The organism is Thauera sp. 63, from assembly GCF_000310165.2.
Classification (GTDB): domain Bacteria; phylum Pseudomonadota; class Gammaproteobacteria; order Burkholderiales; family Rhodocyclaceae; genus Thauera; species Thauera humireducens.
The window spans coordinates 110,636-131,823 of the sequence record NZ_AMXC01000009.1 but is presented as its reverse complement, the minus strand read 5'-3'; the positions used below and the strand labels follow the sequence as shown (position 1 = coordinate 131,823).

The following is a 21,188-nucleotide window of genomic DNA, read 5'->3' as shown; positions in this document are numbered from 1 at the left end:
GAGGGAGACTTGGACATGCAGCGTTCCGGGATCATCCACAAGACGCCGGCCGATCTGGCCGTGGCGCCCAACCTTGGCGATTACGCGGCGACCTGCGCCGCGTTCTCGTGGGACAACGCGCGCCACGCGCTGGCCGGCCTGCCGGGCGGTGGGCTCAACATCGCCTACGAGGCGGTCGAGCGTCATGCGCAGGGGCCCTTGCACGATCGCACCGCGTTCCGTTTCCTGTGCGACGAATCGGTGCGCGATGTCAGCTTCGGCGAACTGGCGCGCCTGACCAGCCGCTTCGCCAATGTGTTGCGCACGCTCGGCGTGCAGCGTGGCGAGCGGGTGTTCGTGCTCACCGGCCGCATCCCCGAGTTGTACATCGCGGTGCTCGGCGGCCTGAAGGCGGGCTGCGTCGTGTCGCCGCTGTTCTCGGCCTTCGGCCCGGAGCCGATCGCCACGCGCTTGAATATCGGCGAGGGCGCGGTGCTGGTGACCACCGACGGGCTCTATGCGCGCAAGGTGGCGAAAGTGCGCGACACGCTGCCCTCGCTGCGCCACGTGCTGGTCGTGGACGCCGAGGGCACGGCGGCCGGACTCGCCGGGACGCATGACCTTGCTGCGCTGATGGCCGAGGCAGCCGAAGTCTTCGACACCGAGCCGACGCGGGCCGAGGACCTCGCGCTGCTGCACTTCACCAGCGGCACCACCGGCACGCCCAAAGGCGCGATGCACGTGCATGGCGCGGTGGTGACGCACTGGGCGACGGGGCGTTATGCGCTCGATCTGCACCCCGACGACGTCTTCTGGTGCACCGCCGATCCGGGCTGGGTCACCGGCACGTCCTACGGCATCATCGCGCCGCTGCTGCACGGCGTGACCTCGATCGTCGACATGGCCGAGTTCGACGCCGAGCGCTGGTACCGCATCCTGCAGGCGCAGCGGGTCACAGTGTGGTACACCGCGCCGACGGCAATCCGCATGCTGATGAAGGCCGGCCCGGAGCTTGCACGCGGCTTGCGCTTCCCGCAGCTGCGCTTCGTTGCCAGCGTCGGCAAACCGCTTAACCCGGAGGCGGTGTGGTGGGGGCTGGAGGTGCTCGGCAAGCCGATTCACGACAACTGGTGGCAGACCGAGACCGGCGGCATCATGATCGCCAACCTGCCCGCCCTCGACATCAAGCCCGGCTCGATGGGCAAGCCGCTGCCCGGCGTGGAGGCCGCCATCGTGCGCCAGCGCGAGGACGGTTCGGTGGCGCTGATCGATGCGCCGGACGAGGAGGGCGAGCTGGCGCTCAGGCGCGGCTGGCCGTCGATGCTGCGCGGCTACCTCAACAACCCGGAGCGCTACCGCAAGTGCTTCGCCGGCGACTGGTACCTGAGCGGCGATCTCGCGCGGCGCGATGCCGACGGCTACTACTGGTTCGTCGGTCGCAGTGACGATGTGATCAAGTCCGCCGGCCACCTGATCGGTCCGTTCGAGGTCGAGAGCGCGCTGATGGAGCACCCGGCGGTGGCCGAGGCCGGCGTCATCGGCAAGCCCGACGAGATGGTGGGCGAAGTGGTCAAGGCCTTCGTCTCGCTGAAGAAGGGCTTCGAGGCCTCGGACGCCTTGCGCCGCGAACTGCTCGGCCATGCACGCAAGAAGCTGGGTGCCGTCGTCGCGCCGAAGGAGATCGACTTCCTGCCGGTGCTGCCGCGCACGCGCAGCGGCAAGATCATGCGCCGGCTGCTGAAGGCGCGCGAGCTCGGCCTGCCTGAAGGCGGCACCTCGACGCTGGAGGCCGGCGCATGAAGAAACGCCAGCCAACACAGAGCCGCCCCGCTGCGGGCGAACCGCTGCGCCTGCTGGCAGACATGCTGCGCATCCGCCGCATGGAGGAGAAGTGCGCCGAGCTCTACGGTGCCGGCAAGATCCGCGGCTTCCTGCATCTCTACATCGGCGAGGAGGCCTGTGCCACCGGGGCGATGCATGCACTGGGCGAGGAGGACAGGGTGGTCGCCACCTACCGCGAGCACGGCCACGCGCTGCTGCGCGGCGTGCCGATGGACGCGATCATGGCCGAGATGTTCGGCAAGGCCTCGGGCTGCTCGCGCGGGCGCGGCGGCTCGATGCACCTGTTCGACGTTTCGCGCCACTTCTACGGTGGCAACGCCATCGTCGGTGGCGGATTGCCGCTGGCCGCCGGGCTGGCGCTGGCGGACAAGCTGCAGGGCGAGTCCCATGTGACGGCCTGCTTCTTCGGCGAGGGGGCGATTGCCGAAGGCGCGTTCCACGAAGCGATGAATCTCGCCGCGCTGTGGGCCTTGCCGGTGCTGTTCTGCTGCGAGAACAACCTGTATGCGATGGGCACCGCGCTGTCGCGCTCGGAGTCGCAGACCGACCTGTGCGCCAAGGCTGCGAGCTACAACATGGACGGCTTCCGCGTCGATGGCATGGACGTGCGCGCGGTATTCGAGACCGTCAGCCAGGCGGCGAGGCAGGTGCGCGCGTCGGGCAGGCCTGCCTTCGTCGAGCTGCAGACCTATCGCTTCCGCGCCCATTCGATGTTCGACCCCGAGCTTTACCGCGACAAGGCCGAGGTCGAGCAATGGAAGACGCGCGGCCCCATCCACAGTTTCTCGGCGCAGCTGAAAGCCGAAGGCTTGCTGACCGAGGACGCCTTTCTCGCGCTCGATGCGGCGGCACAGGCCGAGGTCGATGCCGCGGTCGCCTTCGCCGAGGCCGCGCCCTGGGAGCCGGAGGCGGACCTGCTGAAGGACGTGCATGGGCCGGCGGCGATCGCGCACGGCGGCCGGCGATGAAGATCAGTTACCGCGAGGCGCTGCGTGAGGCCCTGCGCGAGGCGCTGGCGCAGGATTCGCGCGTGTTCCTGATGGGCGAGGACGTGGGGCGCTACGGCGGCACCTACGCGGTGTCGAAGGGCCTGCTGGAAGAGTTCGGGCCGGATCGCATCCGCGACACGCCCCTGTCAGAGCTCGGCTTCGTCGGCGCAGGTGTAGGCGCTGCGCTGGGCGGCATGCGGCCGATCGTCGAGATCATGACGATCAACTTCAGCCTGCTGGCGCTGGACCAGATCGTCAACAGCGCGGCACTGCTGCGCCACATGTCTGGGGGGCAGTGCGCGGTGCCGCTGGTGATCCGCATGGCGACGGGCGCTGGCCGCCAGCTCGCCGCCCAGCATTCACACAGCCTGGAGAACTGGTACGCCCACATCCCCGGCATTCGCGTGCTGGCGCCGGCGACCGTCGCCGACGCGCGCGGCATGCTGGCGCCCGCCCTGGCCGACCCCGACCCGGTGGTCATTTTCGAGCACGCCCAGCTCTACAACCAGGAAGACGCGCTGCCGGCCGAGCGGGTCTGGCGCGCCTGCGACATCTCGCGCGCGGCCGTGCGGCGTGCGGGTACCCGGGCGAGCCTGATCACCTATGGCGGCTGCCTGCCCAAGGCGATGCAGGCCGCGGACGCGCTGGCTGCCGCGGGTATCGACGTCGAGGTGCTCGATCTGCGCGTGCTGCGCCCGCTGGACCTGGACACCATCGCTGCGTCGGTGCGCAGGACGCACCGCGTGGTGGTGGTCGATGAAGGCTGGAAGACCGGCAGCCTCGCGGCCGAGATCGTCGCGTGCATTGCCGAGGACTGCCTGTACGACCTCGACGCCCCGCCGCGGCGGGTGTGCAGCGCGGAGGTGCCGATCCCCTACGCCCGGCACATGGAGGCGGCGGCGCTGCCGCAGGTGGCGCAGATCGTCGCCGCGGTGAAGGAGATGCTGAATGTTTGAGTTCAAGCTGCCCTCGCTCGGCGCCGACATGGACGAAGGCAAGCTGCTGGAGTGGCGCGTCAAGCCCGGCGACAAGGTGACGAAGGGCCAGGTCGTCGCGGTGGTCGACACCTCGAAGGCAGCGGTCGATGTCGAGATCTGGCAGGACGGCACGGTGTTCGAGCTGCTGATCGAACCCGGCACCCGCCTGCTGGTCGGCAGCGTGATGGCGACGCTGCTCGAGGAGGGCGAGTCCGCGCCAATGCGCAAGCCGCTCACCTCGCGTGGCGCGCGAAAGGGCGAGGCACGCCGCAGGGCGACCGCTCCAGCAGCGGTGGCCGCCGAGGTAGGCGTCGCCCCGCCCGCTGTCGAGCCGGCGGTGGCGGGGCGCGCTCGCGTGTCGCCGGCTGCACGCAAGCGCGCGGACGCGTTGGGGATCGACATCGTCCGCGTCGCCGGATCCGGCCCCGGGGGCGTGGTCACGCTGGCCGACATTGAACATGCGGCCGCCACGCGCACGGTGACCGCAGCGGCGGTGCCCGCCGAGGTCATGGCGGCGCGCCAGGCCGAGATGCGAAGGACCATCGCCGCGGCGATTAGCCGCTCCAAGCGCGAGATCCCACATTACTACCTGTTCGAGACCATCGCCCTCGCACGTGCGAGCGAGTGGCTGACTGCCACGAATGCTGACCGCCCGATCACCGAGCGCATCCTCATGGCTGCGTTATTGCTGAAGGCGGTCGCAATCGCGCTGAAAGGTTTTCCCGAGCTCAACGGCTTCTACCGCAACGAGCGTTTCGAGCCCGCGGACGCGGTACATGCCGGCGTGGCGATTTCCCTGCGCGGCGGTGGGCTTGTCGCGCCGGCCCTCCACGATGTCGGCAGCAAGCCCCTGCCGGTGCTGATGCGCGAGCTGTCGGATCTGGTGAGGCGCACCCGCGCCGGCTCGCTGCGCAGTTCGGAGATGAGCGATCCCACGATCACCGTCACCAACCTGGGCGAGCAGGGCGTCGAAGCGGTGCTGGGCGTGATCTATCCGCCGCAGGTGGCGCTCGTCGGTTTCGGGCGCGTCGCGCCGCGCCCCGTCGTGGATGAAGCCGATGGCATACTGCAGGTGGTGCCGACCGTCACCGCCAGCCTTGCGGCCGATCACCGCGTCTCGGACGGTCACCGCGGCGCCCTGTTCCTTGGCGCGTTGCGCGAGTTGCTGCAGCATCCCGGGGATCTCTGAAACCGACCGCGCGAGAGCGTCGCCATGAACGACACCGAACTGCTTGCCGTCCTCATCGAAACGCTGCAGTCCATCGCCCCTGAAGTCGAGGGCAGCGAGTTGCGCCCGGACCGCCCCTTGCGCCAGCAAGTGGATCTGGACTCGATGGACTGGCTGAACTTCCTGATCGGCCTCTCCGAGCGGCTCAAGGTCAGCATCCCCGAGGCCGACTATCGTCGCCTGGTCACGCTGGCCGACCTGGTGGCCTATCTGCAAGGGCGGATGACTTGCTAGTTCGCACTCGTGTGGGGCGACAACGCTCCGATGCCAGGCGCCCATGAACTTCCTCGCCCATGCCCTGCTTGCCGGTGACGACCCCGCCCTGATCGTAGGGGGCGTGGTCGGCGACTGGATCAAGGGAACGCTGCCCGGCGTCCTGCCTGTCGACCTTGCGCGCGGCGTCGCGTTGCACCGCGCGATCGACGTGTTCGCCGAGACGCATCCTGCCTTCTGTAGGAGCCGGACGCGAGTCTCTGCCTCGCGGCGGCGCTATGCAGGTGTGCTCGTCGACATCTTTTACGACCACCTGCTCGCACGTGCATGGGAGGCACATCATGACAGGCCGCTGGATGACTACTGCGCCCGGGTATACGCGCACATAGGCGGCCGCCTGCAGGACCTGCCGCCTGCGGCGCGACCCGCGCTGTCGATGATGGCGCGCGAAGGCTGGCTTCAGAGCTACACGAGGATCGAAGGCATTGCAGACGTCCTGGCGAGGATGTCGCTGCGTGCGCGACAGCCAAATCCCATCGCGCAGGCCGAGCTGGAGTTCATCGCCGACGAAACGGGATTTGCCGATGACTTTGCGTGCTGGTTGCCGGAGGCTCAGGCCTTCGTCCGGAACTGGCTGCATCGACGGGAAACGCCCGATTCGGCGTAGCCCGTCGCAGAGATCGGAGGCCGTCCTGCGCAATACGTATGCCGTCGCATTGGCCGGGGATGACAATTGTCAAATTCCGCGGTCGGAAGCGTGCAATAGTTCCTTAACTGCAGCAAAATACTTGGTGCGTCATTCAGCGGGCCGCGTCGCCGTAAGCAAGGCATCATGCGGCTCCCGGGTGCCGGCCCGCGCCATTGGAAACTGATCATGACAAGTACCGGCTCTTACGATTTCGATGCCTTGAACGACGCAGCGTTTCAGACCGAACGCCTGCGCCAGCAGGCAATGGCGGTGCGGGGTATCGAAGCCTCGATCCTGCGCTCAGCCGGCATTCAGGCGGGACACGACGTGCTGGAAATCGGCAGTGGGCCGGGTTACGTTTCGGACCTGTTGTGCGAGCTCGCCCCCGACGGCAGCCTTCATGCGGTGGAGCCGAACGCGGCCCTGTTGAGGCAGCTGCCGGAGAACGTCAAGAAGCCGCCGGCACGAGGTCTTCATCCGCATCAGGCCTATGGCAACGCGCTGCCACTGGCCGATGCGTCCATTGATTTCGGGTATGCACGCTTCGTGCTGCAACATGTGCCCGGTCCGCAGGCTGTGGTCGACGAGGTCTTTCGCGTGCTGCGACCTGGTGGGGTGTTCTGTGCGGTCGATTCGGACGACGGCCTGGTCATCTTCCATCCCGAGGAGTCGCGCGTGACCGAGGTGATGCAGTCGGCGCAGGCTGTGCAGCACACGCAAGGCGGCGATCGCTTCATCGGCCGCAAACTACCCGGGATGATGCGGCATGCGGGCTTCTCGAACGTGAAGGCCCGCGTCATGTCGCTGACCAGCACCGAGTTGCCCTTTGGCGTCCTCTTCAACATCCTGCTGGGTTACAAGGCGTCCCTGCTTGGCGAGAGTGTCGACGCGCGCAAACTCTATGAGGATCTGGCGGCAGATGTCGCGGCCGGGCGCCGTCTGGTGGCGGCCGGCGTGTTCATCGTGTCCGGACAGAAGAATGTATGACATCGAAGCGGATCAGGAACAGGAACTGAGCATGGAGACGAGTTATTTCAGCTTCGAGGAAGTGTTGCCCGGCACGTCGGCGTATGAGCGTTATCTCGAAGCGCGCTATGAGATCTTCTGTGAGGAGCTCGGGCGTGTCGAGCCGCCGAATGCGATGTCGAGCAACGGCAATCCGATCGAGACGGATCAGTACGATCCGTACAGCCGCCATTTCCTGGCGACGCACAAGCCGACACAGACCGTTGCGGGTTTCGTCCGTGTCATCCTGCCCAATTTGCACGGACTCAACGTCACGCCCCGCTACACGATCGATCGTCCTCTGCCGTATGCGGATGCGAGGGATGACAACACTGGCGAAATCTCGCGAATGGCTATCGCCCCGCATTTCCGTCGGCGGCATGCTGACCAGGGCAAGATTCAGGGCAGTCCCGAAGAGGAAATGTCCGGTAAGCGGGAGGGTGCTCGCCGTCACCAGCCCGAACTCGTGCTCGGGATGTACCGCGAGGTGTATCAACTCTGCCGGCAACTGGGTATCGACTACTGCGTGGCTGCGATGGACAGCCATTTCAGCCGCTTGCTTGTCGCCCTCGGGTTTCCCTTTGTCCCCGTTGGGCCTGTCAATGAGGCGGTGAGCCCTCCGCGTCGCGTCTTCCTGATCAGCGCACAGGAAATGGAGCGCAGTCTGGGGGAGAGGGAGGCCTCTCTGCTTGAGTTCATGCGGGCCGGCGGGGAGTCTGCTGCTGGCTAGCACGCTGACGACAGAGTTGGCGTGATTTGTGTCACGAAGAGTTTTACACTTCATTCAAAGCATCGACGGTGGTGCTTCGATATCTTTGCCGCAATTGATGACATGCAAACGGGTCGAGTGGAGATCCGTGTGTCCGCGGAGTGAGCATGGTCTTGCAGAACGTTGAGTACCTGATTGTCAGTCCTGGTTCGAAGGACTATCAGGACTATCTTGCGCTTCGCCACGCCGTCTTCTGCGAAGAACTGAAGCGCATTCCGTCGTCAGGGGACAGCAGGGCCGAAACCGACGAATTCGATGTTCACAGCCTGCACATCTTTTGTCGCGCTCGGGATACGAGGGAAGCCCTCGCTTGCTCTCGGCTTATTCTTCCTGGCCCCAATGGGCTAAACGTCAGCGCCCGATACTCACTTCAGTTCTGTGGGGAGGTGCCTGTTGACCGCGTTGGAGAGATAGGGCGCTTGACATTGGCGCCCGGGCTTCGGCGGTGGCGGAGTAATGAAACCCTCTCACGTCGCCGGAGCGTCTTGGCAGCCAGTGAAGGCAATGGCCAGATCGATCTGGGCGATTTCCGCCGTCACGGCGCCTTTATCGCGCTTGGCCTATATCGGCAGATCTTTCGACTGATGGGGCGGTACGGTATTTCGCATTGCTTTGCTGCAATGGAGCCTTCGCTTGCCCGTCTCTATGCACGCCTTGGGTTTGCGTTCAAGGCTGCGGGACCGGTTTCACGCGACGTGATACCCGCAAAGCGGCCTTATCTCATTGATTTGCAACACGCAAGGGCTGTGTTGGCGGGACGAAACGCAGATCTGTATGGGTTCATCGTCGGGGGCGATGAGTTTGCAGACGCATCCCGGGCAGATGTGCGTTCAGGCACGATGCGTGGGGCCGTTTCATTGCCCGTGTCAGCGGAAGAGAGACTGTTGTTCTGAACTGGGAAGGGGCCGGGGGAGCTTTTCGCGGCGGGCGGTCTATCCGTGCTGCTGAGCACCCCTAAAAAAGAAGCCGCACAGCAAAACTGTGCGGCTTCTTTACGAAGCACCTAAGCTAGGTCAGGCAGCCTTCTTGAGTCGGCGGGCAGCACCGAGACCGAAGAGGCCGATTCCAAGCAGGGCGAGCGCGCTCGGTTCGGGGACGCGATTGAACTCAACACTGCCATTCAGTGTCGTCGTTCGGGTAAACCTGCCGTCACCGATGTCTGCCGGGGGCGTTCTCGTGTCCAGGTTCGTGTCCAAGCGCATGTTGATAGCGACAGTCAGGGAACTCCAATCAACTGCCGGTGGGAAGAACCACGTGCCAGGGAGCGGGTCCGATACGGTCGCGAAGATGATTGCGTTCGCCAGATCCCCTCCGCTCCCGAAGACATTCAATTTGAGGAGTTGCGACTCGATGCCGACGATATTCCCGTCGCCATCGATGGCCGACCCGTAAACGTTAATAGTGCCGGAAGAATACGCGGCCAAGATCGCAGAGCTGGTTGTGCTCATCGCAGCGATCTTGCCTTGCAGATCGTCATACGCGAAGCGAATCTGGTAGTTGCTGCCGATGCCTTCGTTGTTATTGGACCCGAAGATTCCTCCACCGTTACTGCCAAGGAAACCCGTAACAGTGCCAAAGCCGCTGTCAATTACCGAGTCGCCCAGATTGAGCCCAGCCAAGCCATTGTCATCAATGTAGGTGGAGGTGGCGTTCCAATCTACTGCCAGCTGGAAGATGTTTGCGGTTTTGCCGTCTTGTGCATACGACGCCGTGAATTGGCTGACATCCATGTAGAAAGGTTCAGCCATGGCGACCCCTGACGCCAGCATCGACGAAGCGGCCAGTACTGCTGCGAGTTTGTTGAGTTTCATGATTTCCCCCACGGTTTACGGGTACCGGTCGCTTCCGAGTACGCCTCAGCAATCATGTAGCATCTTCTGTGCCGGAGTTTTTTAGTTTATAAAAAACAAAGGCTTAAAGGTTTATTGTCTCAAAAAGAAGGAAGTGGTGTAAAAAAGTTCGACACTGCCTAGGTGCGGTGCGGCTGGTGGCGCGTCAAGAATGCCCCCGGGGACTTGACCGGAATGCTTGTAAAGCGACCGTTGATGGGAAAAGATGCTGCAACTCCAAGCATTCTAGGAAATTATCTTGAGCTCCTTCGACTACAACGAAGCCTTCAGCCGCAACCTCGGCGTCGTCAGTCCCGATGAACATCAGCGTCTGCGCAATGCCACCGTGGCGATCGCCGGCATGGGGGGGGTCGGGGGCGATTATCTGATCAGCCTGGTGCGAGCGGGCGTTGGCGGCTTTCACCTCGCCGAGTTCGACGAATTCGAACTGGTCAACTTCAATCGGCAATACGGCGCAAACATGGGCACGATTGGGCGGCGCAAGCTCGATGTCATGGTCGAGTATGCCTTGCAGATCAATCCCGCGCTGCGCATCAAGACCTTCCCGGAAGGGATCTCCACGGGGAATATCGACGCGTTCCTGACCGGTGTGGATCTGGCGATCGATGCAGTGGATGCATTCGCTGTGGATATGCATCCGTTGTTGATCAATGCGGCAAGTGCGCGCGGGCTGGCGACAGTGGCAGCGGTGCCGTTGGGGTTGGGTGCGGGGGTGCTGGCTTTTGGTCCGGAGGGCATGCCGTATGCAGATTATTTTGCGATCACCCCCCACATGAGCGAGGACGAGAAGATCGTGCAGTTCATGCTCGGCTTCGCCCCCGAGATGTACCACCTGAAATATCTGGATCCGAAGTTCATCAACCTGAAGGCACGCAAGGGGCCGAGTTCGGTGGCGGGATGCAAGCTGTGCACTGGCTTCATCACGACGCAGGCGCTGGTTGCGCTGCTGCACCCTGAGGAACTGCGCTGCGTGCCGTGGTACACCTACCTCGATGCGCGCCTCGGGCGTTTCCGCCACCGCCGCCTGTGGTTGGGCAACCGCAACCCGCTGCAGCGGATCAAGAGCTTCGTTGCGAAGAAACGGCTCGAGAAGCTGAGCCCGACCGCGTGAGCGCGGAATCCGGCAGCCTGCGCCGGGTGTGTGGGTTAGAATCGGCCTCGCATGCCGGTGCATGGCTCGGCTGCTTGATCTGGAGGGGGTGATGTTGACTGGAACAGGCAGGCTGTCTGGCGGTTGTCTGGCCCGGGCATTGGCGTTTTTCGTGTCGGGACTCCTGTTGGCCGGCGCTGCGATGGCGGACGAAGCCGGCATGGCGCTGGCTCAGCGCGTCTATGACCGTCCCGATGGCGAAGACGCCACGTCGGCGGTCACCATGGCGCTCGTCGAGGAGGGGCGCAGCCCGCGGTTGAGGTCGATGCTGCTGTACCGGCGCAGCGCCCCGGAGGGCGAGGTGTCCACCCTGATCCGCTTCACCGAGCCGGCAGACATCGAGGGCACCGGCCTGCTGACGATAGACGCGGCCGACGGCGCTTCGAACCAGTGGATCTACCTGCCCGCCCTGCAGCGCGTCCGCCGGGTGGACTCGAACCGCAAGGGCGGCCGCTTCGTTAACTCGGACTACTACTACGAGGACTTGCGCGACCGCAAACCAAGCATGGACGAACATCGTCTGCTGGGTCGCGAGGTCGTCGACGGCGTGGAGTGCGATGTGCTCGAGAGCATTCCGGTCGAGGCGGGCAATTCGGTCTACAAGCGGCGCGTGAGCTGGATCGATCCCGCGTCCCACCTGCCCTTGCGGATCGATTTCTTCGAGAAGGATCCGCAGGCGCCCAGCAAGCGGCTGCGGGTGGAGCGGCGGGAGCAGGTTCAGGGCTACTGGACGGTGATGGACAGCACGCTCACCGACCTGAGCAGCGGGCATCAGACGCGCCTGACGGTGCGCAGCATCGCCTACGATCGGCGCCTGCCCGAACGTCTGTTCAGCTCGAAGGCGCTCGAGGACGAGCGCATGGAACGAGAGTTCCGCCCTTGATGGTGCCGGTTTCGGGCGTGATGGCGAAAAGAACAACAATGCGGGAGTGTGAGATGCGTTTCATGTTTGAGCGGCGACGTCGTGCCATGGCGGCCTGCATGCTGGCGCTGGGCCTGACATCGACGTCGAAGTTGCATGCCGATGGTCTGAGCGTGCGTGCCGAGTCACTGCGACTGGAAGTGGGCGGCTTCACCGATGATCCGGGAACCTCCGGGTCCGGCCTGTTGCGCGGGGCGGTCAGCGCCAAGGGCGGCAGTGGGGACCTGGAGTACGCGCTTGGCATGCGTTTCGACGTGCTGACGCAGTTCGGCGGCCGTGATTTCAACCGCGCGCGAGGCGACTACACCGAGAACTATCTTCGCTGGCGCGGAGATGACCTGCGGCTGACGATTGGCACGCAGAACATCATGTGGGGCCGGGTGGACGAGATCTCGCCGATCGATCGCATGAGTCGGGCCGACCTGACGCGCGCGGTGCTCGACAAGCTGCCTGAACGCCGGCGTGCGGTGCCTGCGCTGCGAGCGGAACACTTCGGCGAGGACTACAAGCTCGATGCAGTGCTGCTGCCGGCTTTCGACGACGCCGTGATGCCGCATCGCGACAGCGTCTGGCACCCCGTCGATGTGCGCCGCGGCCGGATTTTCGGCATCGGTACCTTCCCGGCACTGGTCGGCGTGCGCGTTCGCGAGGCCGACAACGACAGCAGTGGCGGCGGCGGGCTGCGTTTCACCCGTGAAGCGGATGGCATGGACTACGGCCTGAGCATCCAGCGCGTGCGCCAGTCGCAGCCCTATTACAAGCTGATGGGTGGCACGCTGCAGGCGGTTCATCCCTACAGCACCACGGTGGGGGCCGAGTTCGAGACCGAGCGCGGCGGCGCCACGTGGCGCATGGAGGCCGCATGGACGAGTGACGTGCCGCTCACGACACGGCGCTTCGGCTACCGCACGGCGCCCGGTTACGACGTGGTGATCGGGGCTGAGCTGTTCCCGGGTGACGGCGAGACTCGCCTGACGCTCCAGCTTGCCGCCCACCGGGTGATGACCGATGAGGCGGTGCTCGACCGGACCGAGGTCTACGCCCTCACGGGCGAGATCGAGCATCCGTTCGCGCTCGGTCGCTGGCGGGCCGATCTGCGCTTCGTTGCGGGGCTGGGCACACGCGATTTCTACCTGAATCCGCGCCTCACCTACACCGGTATCGACCAGCACGAGATCTTCGTCGCTGCTCACCTGTTCAGTGGCGCCGAGCAGACCCTGGGCGGCTTCTACGAGCGCAACGACAGCGTGTCGGTGGGCTGGCAGGCCTCGTTCTGAGGCGGCAGGGTGAGCGAGTGAGGGAAATCGGTTCGCGTCCATGCTGAGGTCCTGGCTGCAACGCATCCTGCTGCGCGTGACGCAACCCCAGCTGCTTCGCAGGCGGCCGGCGATGGCGATCATCCTGATCATCCATCTGATCTGCGGTGCGCTGCTGCTCCGTCTCGAACTCAACAATGCCCCCGAGCTCTACTTTCCGTCGGATGCGCCGGCGACGGTGCTGGAACGCGAACTGCGGGCGGAGTTTCCGAACGACGAGATCCTCATCGCCCTGTTCGAGGGTGACGATCTTTACTCGTCCGAAGTGCTCGGCGCGCTCGACCGCGTCGCCGGGCGCATGGAAGCGCACCCCGATGTCGATCGGGTGTTCTCCGTCACTCGGGTCGATCACATTGCAGGCAGTGCGGACGGCTTCGTCGTCGAGCCCCTGATCGATCCGGAACGGCTGGACGAGGGGACGGCCGATGAGCGCTTGCAGCGTGTGCTGGCCGACCGCTTCATGCCCGGCTGGCTTGCCTCGCGCGACGGCAAGGTGCTCGCATTGGTGGTGCGCACGCACAAACTGCAGGAGAGCCGGCAGCGCCAGTCCGTAGAACAGGCGCTCTACGATGCGGTGGGCGAGGAGGCGGTGGATGAGCGGCTGACCGCGGTGGCCGGTACGGTGGCGCTCGATGCTGCGCAACTGCGCTCGATGGTGCGCGACACGCTCGTCTTCACGCCGCTGGTGATGGGTCTGGGCCTGGCGCTGCTTTACTGGGTGGTCGGGCGCATCGTGCCGATCGTGATCGGCGCGGTGGCGATGAGCACCGTGGTGATCGCCTGCGTCGGCTTGATCGCGGCTCTCGGGCTGCCGTACACCCTGGTCACCGCGATGATCCCGACCTTGCTGTCCGCCTACACGGTCGGCAATCTCCTGCATCTCTACGCGGCGCTGAAGCGCATGCGGGATGCCGGTTTCCGGCGCCCCAAGCGCGTGGTGTTCGCGCTGCAGAGCGTGCATTCGCCGGCGATGTTCAACGTGTTGACCACGGCCGCCGGCATGATCAGCCTGGTGCTGGTGCCGATCCCGCCGATCCAGGTGTTCGGCGCGATCAGCGCGGTCGGTGTCGTGGTCATCTACTTCGTGGTGTTCTACCTCGTGCCGCCGCTGCTGGTGAAGTACGACCGTGGGCCGTGGCCCAAGAGCGGGGGCGGGTTTGCGTGGACCAAGCGCATCTCCTATGCGTTTGCGAGCTTCGGCATGCGCCGCGCGGGCTGGGTGGTTGGCGGTGCCGTTGTACTGGCTGTCGCGGCGATTCCGCTTGCGCTGAAGGTGCAGGCTGAGTCCGATCTGCTGAAGTTCTTCACCGCATCGCATCCGTTGACCCAGTCGACGGACAGGGTGGAGCGAACCTTGGTGGGGGTCACCGCGCTGGAGATCGTCATCGACGGGCCGGGGCGCGACGCCTTCAAGGATGCGAAGCGGCTGCAGGCGATCAAGGCCCTGCAGATGCAGGTCGAGGCGCTGCCCGAGGTCGATCGCAGCCTGTCGATGATGGATATCGTCGAGGAGATGCATTGGGCCTTTAACGAGGAGGACGAGGCTTTCCGTCGCCTGCCTGACGACGACCGCCTGCTCAGCCAGCTTCTCCTGATCTATGACGGCCGCGATCTGCAGGAACTGGTGAACAACGAGTACCAGCGCATGCGCATCCTGCTCAACGTGAACGTGCATGGCGCGAACGAAATCCAGGGTGTCATCGATCGCATCGAGGCCCTGATCGCGACGGTGGATGATCCTGCGCTGAAGTGGGAGCTGGCGGGGTACGGCCGCCTGTTCGCCGATCAGGAGGATCTGCTCGTCGTCGGCCAGTTGCATAGTTTCCTGGGTGCGTTCGGTCAGATCTTCCTGATCATGTTCCTGCTGTGGCGCTCGTTGCCGGCGGCGGTGATCGGCATGATTCCCAACCTCGCTCCGCTGTTCTTCGTGTTCACGCTGATGGGGGGCACCGGTATTCCGCTGGACATGGCGACGGTGCTGATCGCGGGGGTCGTGCTGGGCATCACGGTGGATGACACCATCCACCTTTTCCACAACTACCTGGCGCGCCGGGAGCAGGGGCGCAGCGTCGTGTTCTCGGTCGCGCGCAGCTTCGAAGCCTCGGGGCGCGCGGTGGTGGCGATCTCGCTGCTGCTGGTGTCGCAGTTCCTGCTGTTGGGTACGTCGAGCTTCGTCCCGACCTCCAACTTCGGTCTGCTCACGGCCACCGGCCTGCTGGCGGGACAGTTGATGGAGCTGCTGATGCTGCCCGCGCTGCTCGTGCTGTGGGGCCGGTTCAGGACGCGATACCGCTTCCTGTCGGCCTGAGACTGGGGGACGGCCGCCTGCCGGTGGAGTTTCAGCCGCGCATCGGGCGCTGCGGACTGCAGGGCCCGATGCGCGCCTTCAGCGTACGACCATGTTGTCGCGATGGACGACTTCGGGTTCGTCGACGTAGCCCAGCAGCGTCTCGATTTCCCCCGTCGGCTTGCGTGCGATGCGGCGGCATTCGGTGGCGCTGTAGTTGACCAGGCCGCGCGCGACTTCCTCGCCGTCCGCGGTACGGCAGGTGACCGCCGCGCCGCGCTCGAAATCGCCGCGCACTGCAACGACGCCAACCGGCAACAGGCTACGTCCGCTCTTCAGCGCGGCGACGGCACCATCATCGATGACGAGATCGCCTGCGAGCTGGAGATGGTCGGCGAGCCATTGCTTGCGCGCCTGCAGCGGGCTGCTGGTCGCATAGAGGAGGGTGCCGAGGGCCTCGCCGGCAGCGAGGCGCAGCAGCGGATCCTGCTCGCGCCCGCTGGCAATGCAGGTGTGCGCACCACTGCGGGCGGCGCGCTGGGCGGCGCGGATCTTGGTGATCATGCCGCCCTTGCTGATGCCGGTGCCGGCGTCGCCCGCCATGGACTCGTACTGTCGGTCCTCGGCGCGGCCTTCGGAGATCAGCGTCGCCGCCGGGTCCTTGCGCGGGTCGGCGGTGTACAGGCCTTGCTGGTCGGTCAGGATGATCAGCGCATCGGCTTCGAGCAGGTTGGCGACCAGCGCGCCCAGGGTGTCGTTGTCGCCGAACTTGATCTCGTCGGTGACCACGGTGTCGTTCTCGTTGATGATCGGCACGACACCGAGTTCGAGCAGGGTGGTGAGGGTGCTGCGGGCGTTGAGGTAGCGCGTGCGGTCGGCCAGGTCCTCGTGCGTCAGCAGGATCTGCGCGGTGTGCAGGCCGTGGCGCGAGAAGGCCTTCTCATAGGCCTCCACCAGCCCCATCTGGCCGACGGCTGCGGCAGCCTGCAGCCTGCTCATCTCCTGGGGGCGCTTGCTCCAGCCCAGACGTTGCATGCCGGCGGCGATGGCGCCGGAAGATACGAGGGTCACCTCGCGGCCTTCCGTGCGCAGCGCAGCGATCTGCCTCGCCCAGTCGTCCAGTGCGTCCTTGTCGAGTCCGGCGCCGTTATTGGTGACGAGTGCGCTGCCGACCTTGACGACGAGGCGGCGGGCGTTGCGGATCTTGGTTCTCATCTGGGCTGCAAACCTTGGGTCAACAGGGGTCAATGCGGGGGTCAATGCGTTTGTGTCCGCCGCGCCCCGCGCGGCCGGATGGACGCCGCGCAGGGGGCGGCGCAGAGGTCAGCGCAATTCGTCGCCGGATGCGTCCTCGGGCAGGTCGTCCTCGTCCAGGGCTTCGGCTTCGTACGCTGCATCCGCGGCGGCGCGCTCGGCCTCGATCGCTGCAAGACGGGCCGTCTCGGCGGCCAGGCGCTCTGCACGTTCGGCTTCGATGCGGGCGCGTTCGGCGTCGAGGAAATCCTGGATCGCGAAGACGAGCGCCTTCGTGCCCTCAGCTTTCAGCGCGGAGATCTCGAAGTGCCGTTCCACCGGGCCGTAGGCCTCGAGAAACGCGGCAACACGCTCGGCGCGTTCTTCCTCGGGAATCAGGTCGAGCTTGTTCAGCGCCAGCCAGCGCGGCTTGTTGTAGAGCGCCTCGTCGTATTTGCGCAGTTCCTCGACGATGGCCTTGGCGTCGGCGACCGGGTCGGCCTCGGGGTCGAAAGGGGCGAGGTCGACCAGGTGCAGCAGCACATGGGTACGCTGCAGGTGACGCAGAAACTGGTGGCCCAGGCCGGCGCCTTCGGCCGCGCCCTCGATCAGGCCGGGGATGTCGGCGATGACGAAGCTGCGGTTCTCGGACGTGCGGACCACGCCCAGGTTGGGTGCGAGCGTGGTGAAAGGGTAATCCGCGACCTTCGGCTTGGCTGCCGACACGCTGCGGATGAAGGTGGACTTGCCGGCGTTGGGCATGCCCAGCAGGCCGACGTCCGCGAGGATCTTCAGCTCGAGGTGCAGGCTGAACTGCTCGCCTGGTTGGCCCATGGTCTTCTTGCGCGGAGCGCGATTGACGCTGGACTTGAAGTGGATGTTGCCCAGGCCGCCACGGCCGCCTCGGGCGATCAGGACTTTCTTGCCGTCCTCGTCGAGGTCGGCGATCAGCTCCTCGGTCTCGAGGTTGCGGATCACCGTGCCCACCGGGAAGCGCAGCGTGATGTCGTCGCCGCCCTTGCCATAGCAGTCGCGGCTGCCGCCGTTCTCGCCGCGTTCGGCGCGGAAGCTGCGGGTGTAGCGGTAGTCGATCAGGGTGTTGAGGTTGCGGTCGGCCACTGCGTACACGCTGCCGCCTCGCCCGCCGTCGCCGCCACTGGGGCCGCCCTTGGGAATGAACTTCTCGCGGCGGAAGGTGGCCGCGCCGTTGCCGCCGTCGCCGGCGAAGACTTCGATGCGGGCTTCGTCAAAAAACTTCATGCCTGATCAACCTTGATCCAAAAATGAAAAAGCCCTACCGCAAGGATAGGGCTTTTGTACTGCAAAAGCGCGTGGCGCCAGTGATCAGGCCGCTTCGGGCACGATGATCACGGTGCGGCGCTTCGACGGGCCCTTGACCGCAAACTGTACAACGCCATCCTTCAGCGCGAACAGCGTGTGATCCTTGCCGATGCCGACGTTGTCGCCCGGGTGATATTCGGTGCCGCGCTGGCGAACGATGATGTTGCCGGCGAGCACGAACTGGCCACCGTAGCGCTTCACGCCGAGGCGTTTCGATTCCGAGTCGCGGCCGTTGCGCGAACTACCGCCAGCTTTTTTGTGTGCCATGTCGGATTACCCCCTACGCCTTAGGCCGAGATCGCTTCGATGCGAAGCTCGGTGTAGTTCTGACGATGCCCCTGGTGCTTCTGGTAGTGCTTGCGGCGGCGCATCTTGAAAATCTTGATCTTGTCGTGACGGCCGTGCGAAACCACGGTCGCCTTGACGGAAGCTCCGGCGACCACCGGCGTGCCGATCTTCACGGACTCGCCTTCACCGACCATGAAAACCTGGTCGATGGTGATTTCGGAACCCACGTCGGCCGGTATCTGTTCTACCTTGATCTTTTCGCCAGCGGCAACGCGATACTGCTTGCCACCGGTTTTTATCACCGCGTACATGGTGTTGCTCCAGTTGATGGGTTTGCAAAGAATCGCGCACTCTAACTGGCGGGGTCGCGAAAGTCAATGCCAATCAGCAGCATACGCTTCTCGTCCGCCATCGCAAGGCAGATCGCGAACCGCTGCGCAGGGGCTCACGCGGGCGTCGCGGCTGGCGGCTTGTGCAGCAATGCCCTGAGTGCCTGCTGTTCGGTGCGGTAGGCGGCGATGTCAGCGATGCGCGGCCACAGGCCATCGCGTTCCATGGCGTCGATCACCTGCTTCTTGAGACCGCAGAAGGCGATCGACTGGCCTTGGGCGTGAAAGCGCTCGATCAGCCCGGCGAGCGTGTAGAGCCCGGTGGCATCGATCTCGTTGATGCCGGCCGCCGACACCAGCACGGTCCGCACGTCGGGCTGTGCCCGCGCGGCGCGTAGCAGTCCGTCCTCGAAGGAGGCGGCGGTGACGAAAGTCAGCGGGCTGTCGAAGCGGACGATCACGACCCGCGGATCGGGGTGGGTGAGCCCGAAGCGGTGAAGGTCGCGGTAGGTGCCGTCCGGGTGAAGGCCGAGCTGGACGACGCGCGGTTGCATGCTGCGATAGACCATCAGGGCCAGCGTCAGGATCAGGCCGGTGAAGATGCCGTTCTGGATGTTGGGCGCAAATGCCAGCGTCGCAATGAAGGTAAGGACCGCGCTGATGCCATCGTCCCGGTTTGCGCGCCACGCGCGTCGCAACACCTTGAGGTCGATCAGGCCGCTGACCGCCTGCAGGATCACGGCGGCGAGCACGGGTTTGGGCAGGTGCCAGAGCAGGGGTGTGAGATAGAGCAGCACGATGAGCACGATCGCTGCCGTCACCACGGACGACAGCCCGGTGCGCGCTTCGCTGGCGTAGTTGAGCGCCGAGCGCGAGAACGAGGCGCTGACGGGCATGCCGCTGGTGAAGGCGGCGGCGACCTTGCCCAGGCCCTGGCCGATCAACTCCTGATCCTGGTCCCAGGGTTGGCGGGTACGGCCGGAGATCAGCTTGGCGCTCGACGCGGCTTCCATGAAGCTGACCATCGCGACCACGAAGGCGGCTGGCAGCAGCGTCATGGCAAGCTCGGGCCGCAAGGGTGGCAGGCTGAGTGCTGGCAGAGACTGCGGAATGTGGCCGATCACGTCGCCGCCGCCTGCCTCGAATCCCAGCAGCGCCGACGCCACAGTGCTTGCCGCGACCACGATCGGCACGCCTGGCAGGCGTGGTGCGAGGCGTTTCATCGTCAGCAAGGCCCCCAGGGTGCCGAGGCCGAAGGCGACCGAGGTCGCGTGGAGGTCGCGGTTGTCGGTCAGCATGTGTACCACGCCCATCACCAGGTGTTCGTCCTGCGCGAGGGCGATGCCGAACAGCGCGGGAACCTGCGTCAGGCAGATGATCAGCGCCGCTGCGTTCACGAAACCCATCAGAACAGGCATCGACAGCAGGTTCAGCAGCCAGCCCAGGCGCAGGACGCCCAGTGCGAGCTGGATGAGTCCGGACAACAGTGCAAGCAGCAGGGCGAGTCCGATCAGGCGCTCGGGGTCGCTTCCTGCAAGCGGCAGGAGGCTGGCGCCGACGAGCAGGCCGGTGAGGGCGACCGGGCCGGTGGACAGTTGGCCGCAGGAACCGAACAGCGCGGCGACCACGGCGGGTAGCAGGGCGGCATACAGGCCGACCTGCGGCGGCAGTCCCGCGAGTTTGGCGTAGGCCAGCGCCTGGGGAATCATGACCAGCGCGACGGTCAAGCCTGCCAGCAGATCGCCGCGCAGCCCGCCATCCGCCCAGTGCCGCGGCCAGGCGAGTGCGGGGAGAATTCTTTCTGGGCGTAAGCGCGCGGTCATCGGAAGGGAGCAACGGATCGATGGGCGCCATGGTAGCAAATGCGCGCATGCGACCTGCTGACGCCCCAGTTTGGGTCTGGTCGTGAAATCCGTCACGCGGGTCCGCAGGCAGGGCGCGCCGCTGCGGGTTTCGGCCGCGCGCTGGCTTGGGCGGTTGGTATGATTCCGTCACCGTCATCCATGCATCTCAAATGGCATTCTCTGCTGAAACCTGTGTCGCCATGCATATCGGCGACCGCGCCGAACAACAGGACCGCGTAGGGCTGTTCGCTCATCCGAAGAGGCCGGGCGTCATGCTCGCCGTCCTGGCGGACGGCATGGGCGGCCATAGTGGCGGGGCAATGGCGGCCGAGCAGGTCATCATGCGCGCGAAGCAGAATCTCGAGGTGTATGCGCCCGGACACGAGACGCCGCAGGAGTTGTTGTCGAGCGTCATCGACGAAGCGCATGTCGTCATCAAGCTCACGCGCTTTACCAGCGAGAAGGACCCGCACAGCACGGCCGTGACATTCCTGATGGAGCAGGGCAGAGCGTATTGGGCGCATTGCGGGGATTCACGCATCTACCACTTCCGCGGCACCGAGACGGTGTCGCGCAGCGGCGACCATTCGCTCGTCGGCGAATTGATGCGCAAGGGGCGCCTCGACGAAGAGGGGTCGCTGAGGCATCCGCAGCGCAACGTGCTGTTGTCCTGTCTCGGCAGCGAGAGAGAGCCGAGGGTCGACTACGGCATGCTCGAGTCCCCCGATGCCGGCGATGCCTTCCTGCTGTGCTCCGACGGGCTGTGGGCCTACTTCACCGACGTCGAACTGGCTTCGACCATCCAGTCCGCGCCGCCGCGTGAGGCGGCCGAGCGCCTGATCGCCATGGCGCGCGAGCGCGCGGGCGGTGCGGGCGACAACATCTCCCTGATCATCGTCAAGCTCGTGCCTCTCGCCAGCGCTGCGCGCTGAGTGCAG

The 21,188-nt window shown here is 65.4% G+C and carries 20 protein-coding genes; 14 read left to right on the top strand and 6 right to left on the bottom strand.

Translation table 11 applies throughout. The features are described from left to right. Window positions 1-15: 15 nt before the first annotated feature. The 9 genes from acsA to C664_RS20325 all read left to right on the top strand — a co-directional run bounded on the left by acsA (window position 16) and on the right by C664_RS20325 (window position 8,583). Window positions 16-1,779 carry an acetate--CoA ligase gene (gene acsA / locus C664_RS10390; RefSeq protein WP_004259104.1) on the top strand — a complete coding sequence of 588 codons (1,764 nt, stop codon included), beginning with the start codon at window positions 16-18 and terminating at the stop codon, window positions 1,777-1,779. After that, a complete protein-coding gene (gene pdhA, locus C664_RS10385) occupies window positions 1,776-2,789 on the top strand; it encodes a pyruvate dehydrogenase (acetyl-transferring) E1 component subunit alpha (RefSeq protein ID WP_004259101.1) in 1,014 nt (337 codons plus the stop codon). The genes acsA and pdhA overlap by 4 nt, the downstream gene beginning before the upstream one ends. Further along, complete coding sequence (locus C664_RS10380; RefSeq protein WP_004259097.1) at window positions 2,786-3,766, top strand: alpha-ketoacid dehydrogenase subunit beta; 981 nt, start codon at window positions 2,786-2,788, stop codon at window positions 3,764-3,766. The genes pdhA and C664_RS10380 overlap by 4 nt, the downstream gene beginning before the upstream one ends. Then, window positions 3,759-4,976, top strand: a complete 1,218-nt coding sequence (locus tag C664_RS10375; protein ID WP_004259094.1) for a dihydrolipoamide acetyltransferase family protein — start codon at window positions 3,759-3,761, stop codon at window positions 4,974-4,976. The genes C664_RS10380 and C664_RS10375 overlap by 8 nt, the downstream gene beginning before the upstream one ends. A 24-nt stretch (window positions 4,977-5,000) precedes the next feature. After that, window positions 5,001-5,249 carry an acyl carrier protein gene (locus tag C664_RS10370; protein ID WP_004259091.1) on the top strand — a complete coding sequence of 83 codons (249 nt, stop codon included), beginning with the start codon at window positions 5,001-5,003 and terminating at the stop codon, window positions 5,247-5,249. Between the two features lie 43 nt (window positions 5,250-5,292). Next, window positions 5,293-5,895, top strand: a complete 603-nt coding sequence (locus tag C664_RS10365; protein WP_004259088.1) for an acyl carrier protein phosphodiesterase — start codon at window positions 5,293-5,295, stop codon at window positions 5,893-5,895. Between the two features lie 207 nt (window positions 5,896-6,102). Then, window positions 6,103-6,903, top strand: coding sequence for a methyltransferase domain-containing protein (locus tag C664_RS10360; RefSeq protein WP_004259082.1), 801 nt, complete (start codon window positions 6,103-6,105; stop codon window positions 6,901-6,903). Beyond that, on the top strand, window positions 6,896-7,651 hold the full coding sequence (locus tag C664_RS10355; RefSeq protein ID WP_004259080.1) for a PEP-CTERM/exosortase system-associated acyltransferase: 756 nt from the start codon (window positions 6,896-6,898) through the stop codon (window positions 7,649-7,651). Before C664_RS10360 ends, C664_RS10355 begins: the two co-directional genes overlap by 8 nt. Before the next feature lie 146 nt (window positions 7,652-7,797). Then, window positions 7,798-8,583 carry a GNAT family N-acyltransferase gene (locus C664_RS20325; protein ID WP_004259075.1) on the top strand — a complete coding sequence of 262 codons (786 nt, stop codon included), beginning with the start codon at window positions 7,798-7,800 and terminating at the stop codon, window positions 8,581-8,583. 120 nt (window positions 8,584-8,703) lie between these two features. On the opposite strand, the gene C664_RS10350 is transcribed toward C664_RS20325, so the two are convergent. Further along, window positions 8,704-9,501 carry a PEP-CTERM sorting domain-containing protein gene (locus tag C664_RS10350; RefSeq protein ID WP_004259071.1) on the bottom strand — a complete coding sequence of 266 codons (798 nt, stop codon included), beginning with the start codon at window positions 9,499-9,501 and terminating at the stop codon, window positions 8,704-8,706. A gap of 277 nt (window positions 9,502-9,778) precedes the next feature. Here C664_RS10350 and C664_RS10345 point away from each other — a divergent pair, with 277 nt between their 5' ends. The 4 genes from C664_RS10345 (at window position 9,779) to C664_RS10330 (ending at window position 15,236) form a co-directional block, all read left to right on the top strand. Next, a complete protein-coding gene (locus C664_RS10345) occupies window positions 9,779-10,651 on the top strand; it encodes a ThiF family adenylyltransferase (RefSeq protein ID WP_004259067.1) in 873 nt (290 codons plus the stop codon). Between the two features lie 151 nt (window positions 10,652-10,802). Further along, window positions 10,803-11,573: an outer membrane lipoprotein-sorting protein gene (locus C664_RS10340; protein ID WP_232435090.1), complete on the top strand. Its 771-nt coding sequence runs from the start codon at window positions 10,803-10,805 to the stop codon at window positions 11,571-11,573. A 53-nt stretch (window positions 11,574-11,626) separates the two neighbouring features. Further along, the gene (locus tag C664_RS10335) at window positions 11,627-12,889 is read left to right on the top strand and encodes a DUF1302 family protein (RefSeq protein ID WP_004259061.1); all 1,263 of its coding nucleotides are present in this window, start codon (window positions 11,627-11,629) and stop codon (window positions 12,887-12,889) included. A 40-nt stretch (window positions 12,890-12,929) separates the two neighbouring features. Beyond that, entirely contained in the window at window positions 12,930-15,236 is a 2,307-nt protein-coding gene (locus C664_RS10330; RefSeq protein WP_004259058.1) for an efflux RND transporter permease subunit, read from the top strand. A gap of 78 nt (window positions 15,237-15,314) precedes the next feature. On the opposite strand, the gene proB is transcribed toward C664_RS10330, so the two are convergent. The 5 genes from proB to C664_RS10305 all read right to left on the bottom strand — a co-directional run bounded on the left by proB (window position 15,315) and on the right by C664_RS10305 (window position 20,229). Then, entirely contained in the window at window positions 15,315-16,430 is a 1,116-nt protein-coding gene (proB, locus tag C664_RS10325) for a glutamate 5-kinase (RefSeq protein WP_004259054.1), read from the bottom strand. A gap of 108 nt (window positions 16,431-16,538) precedes the next feature. Then, window positions 16,539-17,708 carry an Obg family GTPase CgtA gene (cgtA, locus tag C664_RS10320; protein WP_004259051.1) on the bottom strand — a complete coding sequence of 390 codons (1,170 nt, stop codon included), beginning with the start codon at window positions 17,706-17,708 and terminating at the stop codon, window positions 16,539-16,541. A gap of 84 nt (window positions 17,709-17,792) precedes the next feature. Further along, window positions 17,793-18,056, bottom strand: a complete 264-nt coding sequence (gene rpmA, locus C664_RS10315; RefSeq protein WP_004259048.1) for a 50S ribosomal protein L27 — start codon at window positions 18,054-18,056, stop codon at window positions 17,793-17,795. 20 nt (window positions 18,057-18,076) lie between these two features. After that, window positions 18,077-18,388: a 50S ribosomal protein L21 gene (gene rplU / locus C664_RS10310; RefSeq protein ID WP_004259044.1), complete on the bottom strand. Its 312-nt coding sequence runs from the start codon at window positions 18,386-18,388 to the stop codon at window positions 18,077-18,079. A gap of 134 nt (window positions 18,389-18,522) precedes the next feature. Then, window positions 18,523-20,229, bottom strand: a complete 1,707-nt coding sequence (locus C664_RS10305) for a SulP family inorganic anion transporter (RefSeq protein WP_038011484.1) — start codon at window positions 20,227-20,229, stop codon at window positions 18,523-18,525. A gap of 191 nt (window positions 20,230-20,420) precedes the next feature. Here C664_RS10305 and C664_RS10300 point away from each other — a divergent pair, with 191 nt between their 5' ends. Continuing rightward, window positions 20,421-21,182, top strand: a complete 762-nt coding sequence (locus C664_RS10300) for a PP2C family protein-serine/threonine phosphatase (protein ID WP_038011482.1) — start codon at window positions 20,421-20,423, stop codon at window positions 21,180-21,182. Window positions 21,183-21,188: the final 6 nt, after the last annotated feature.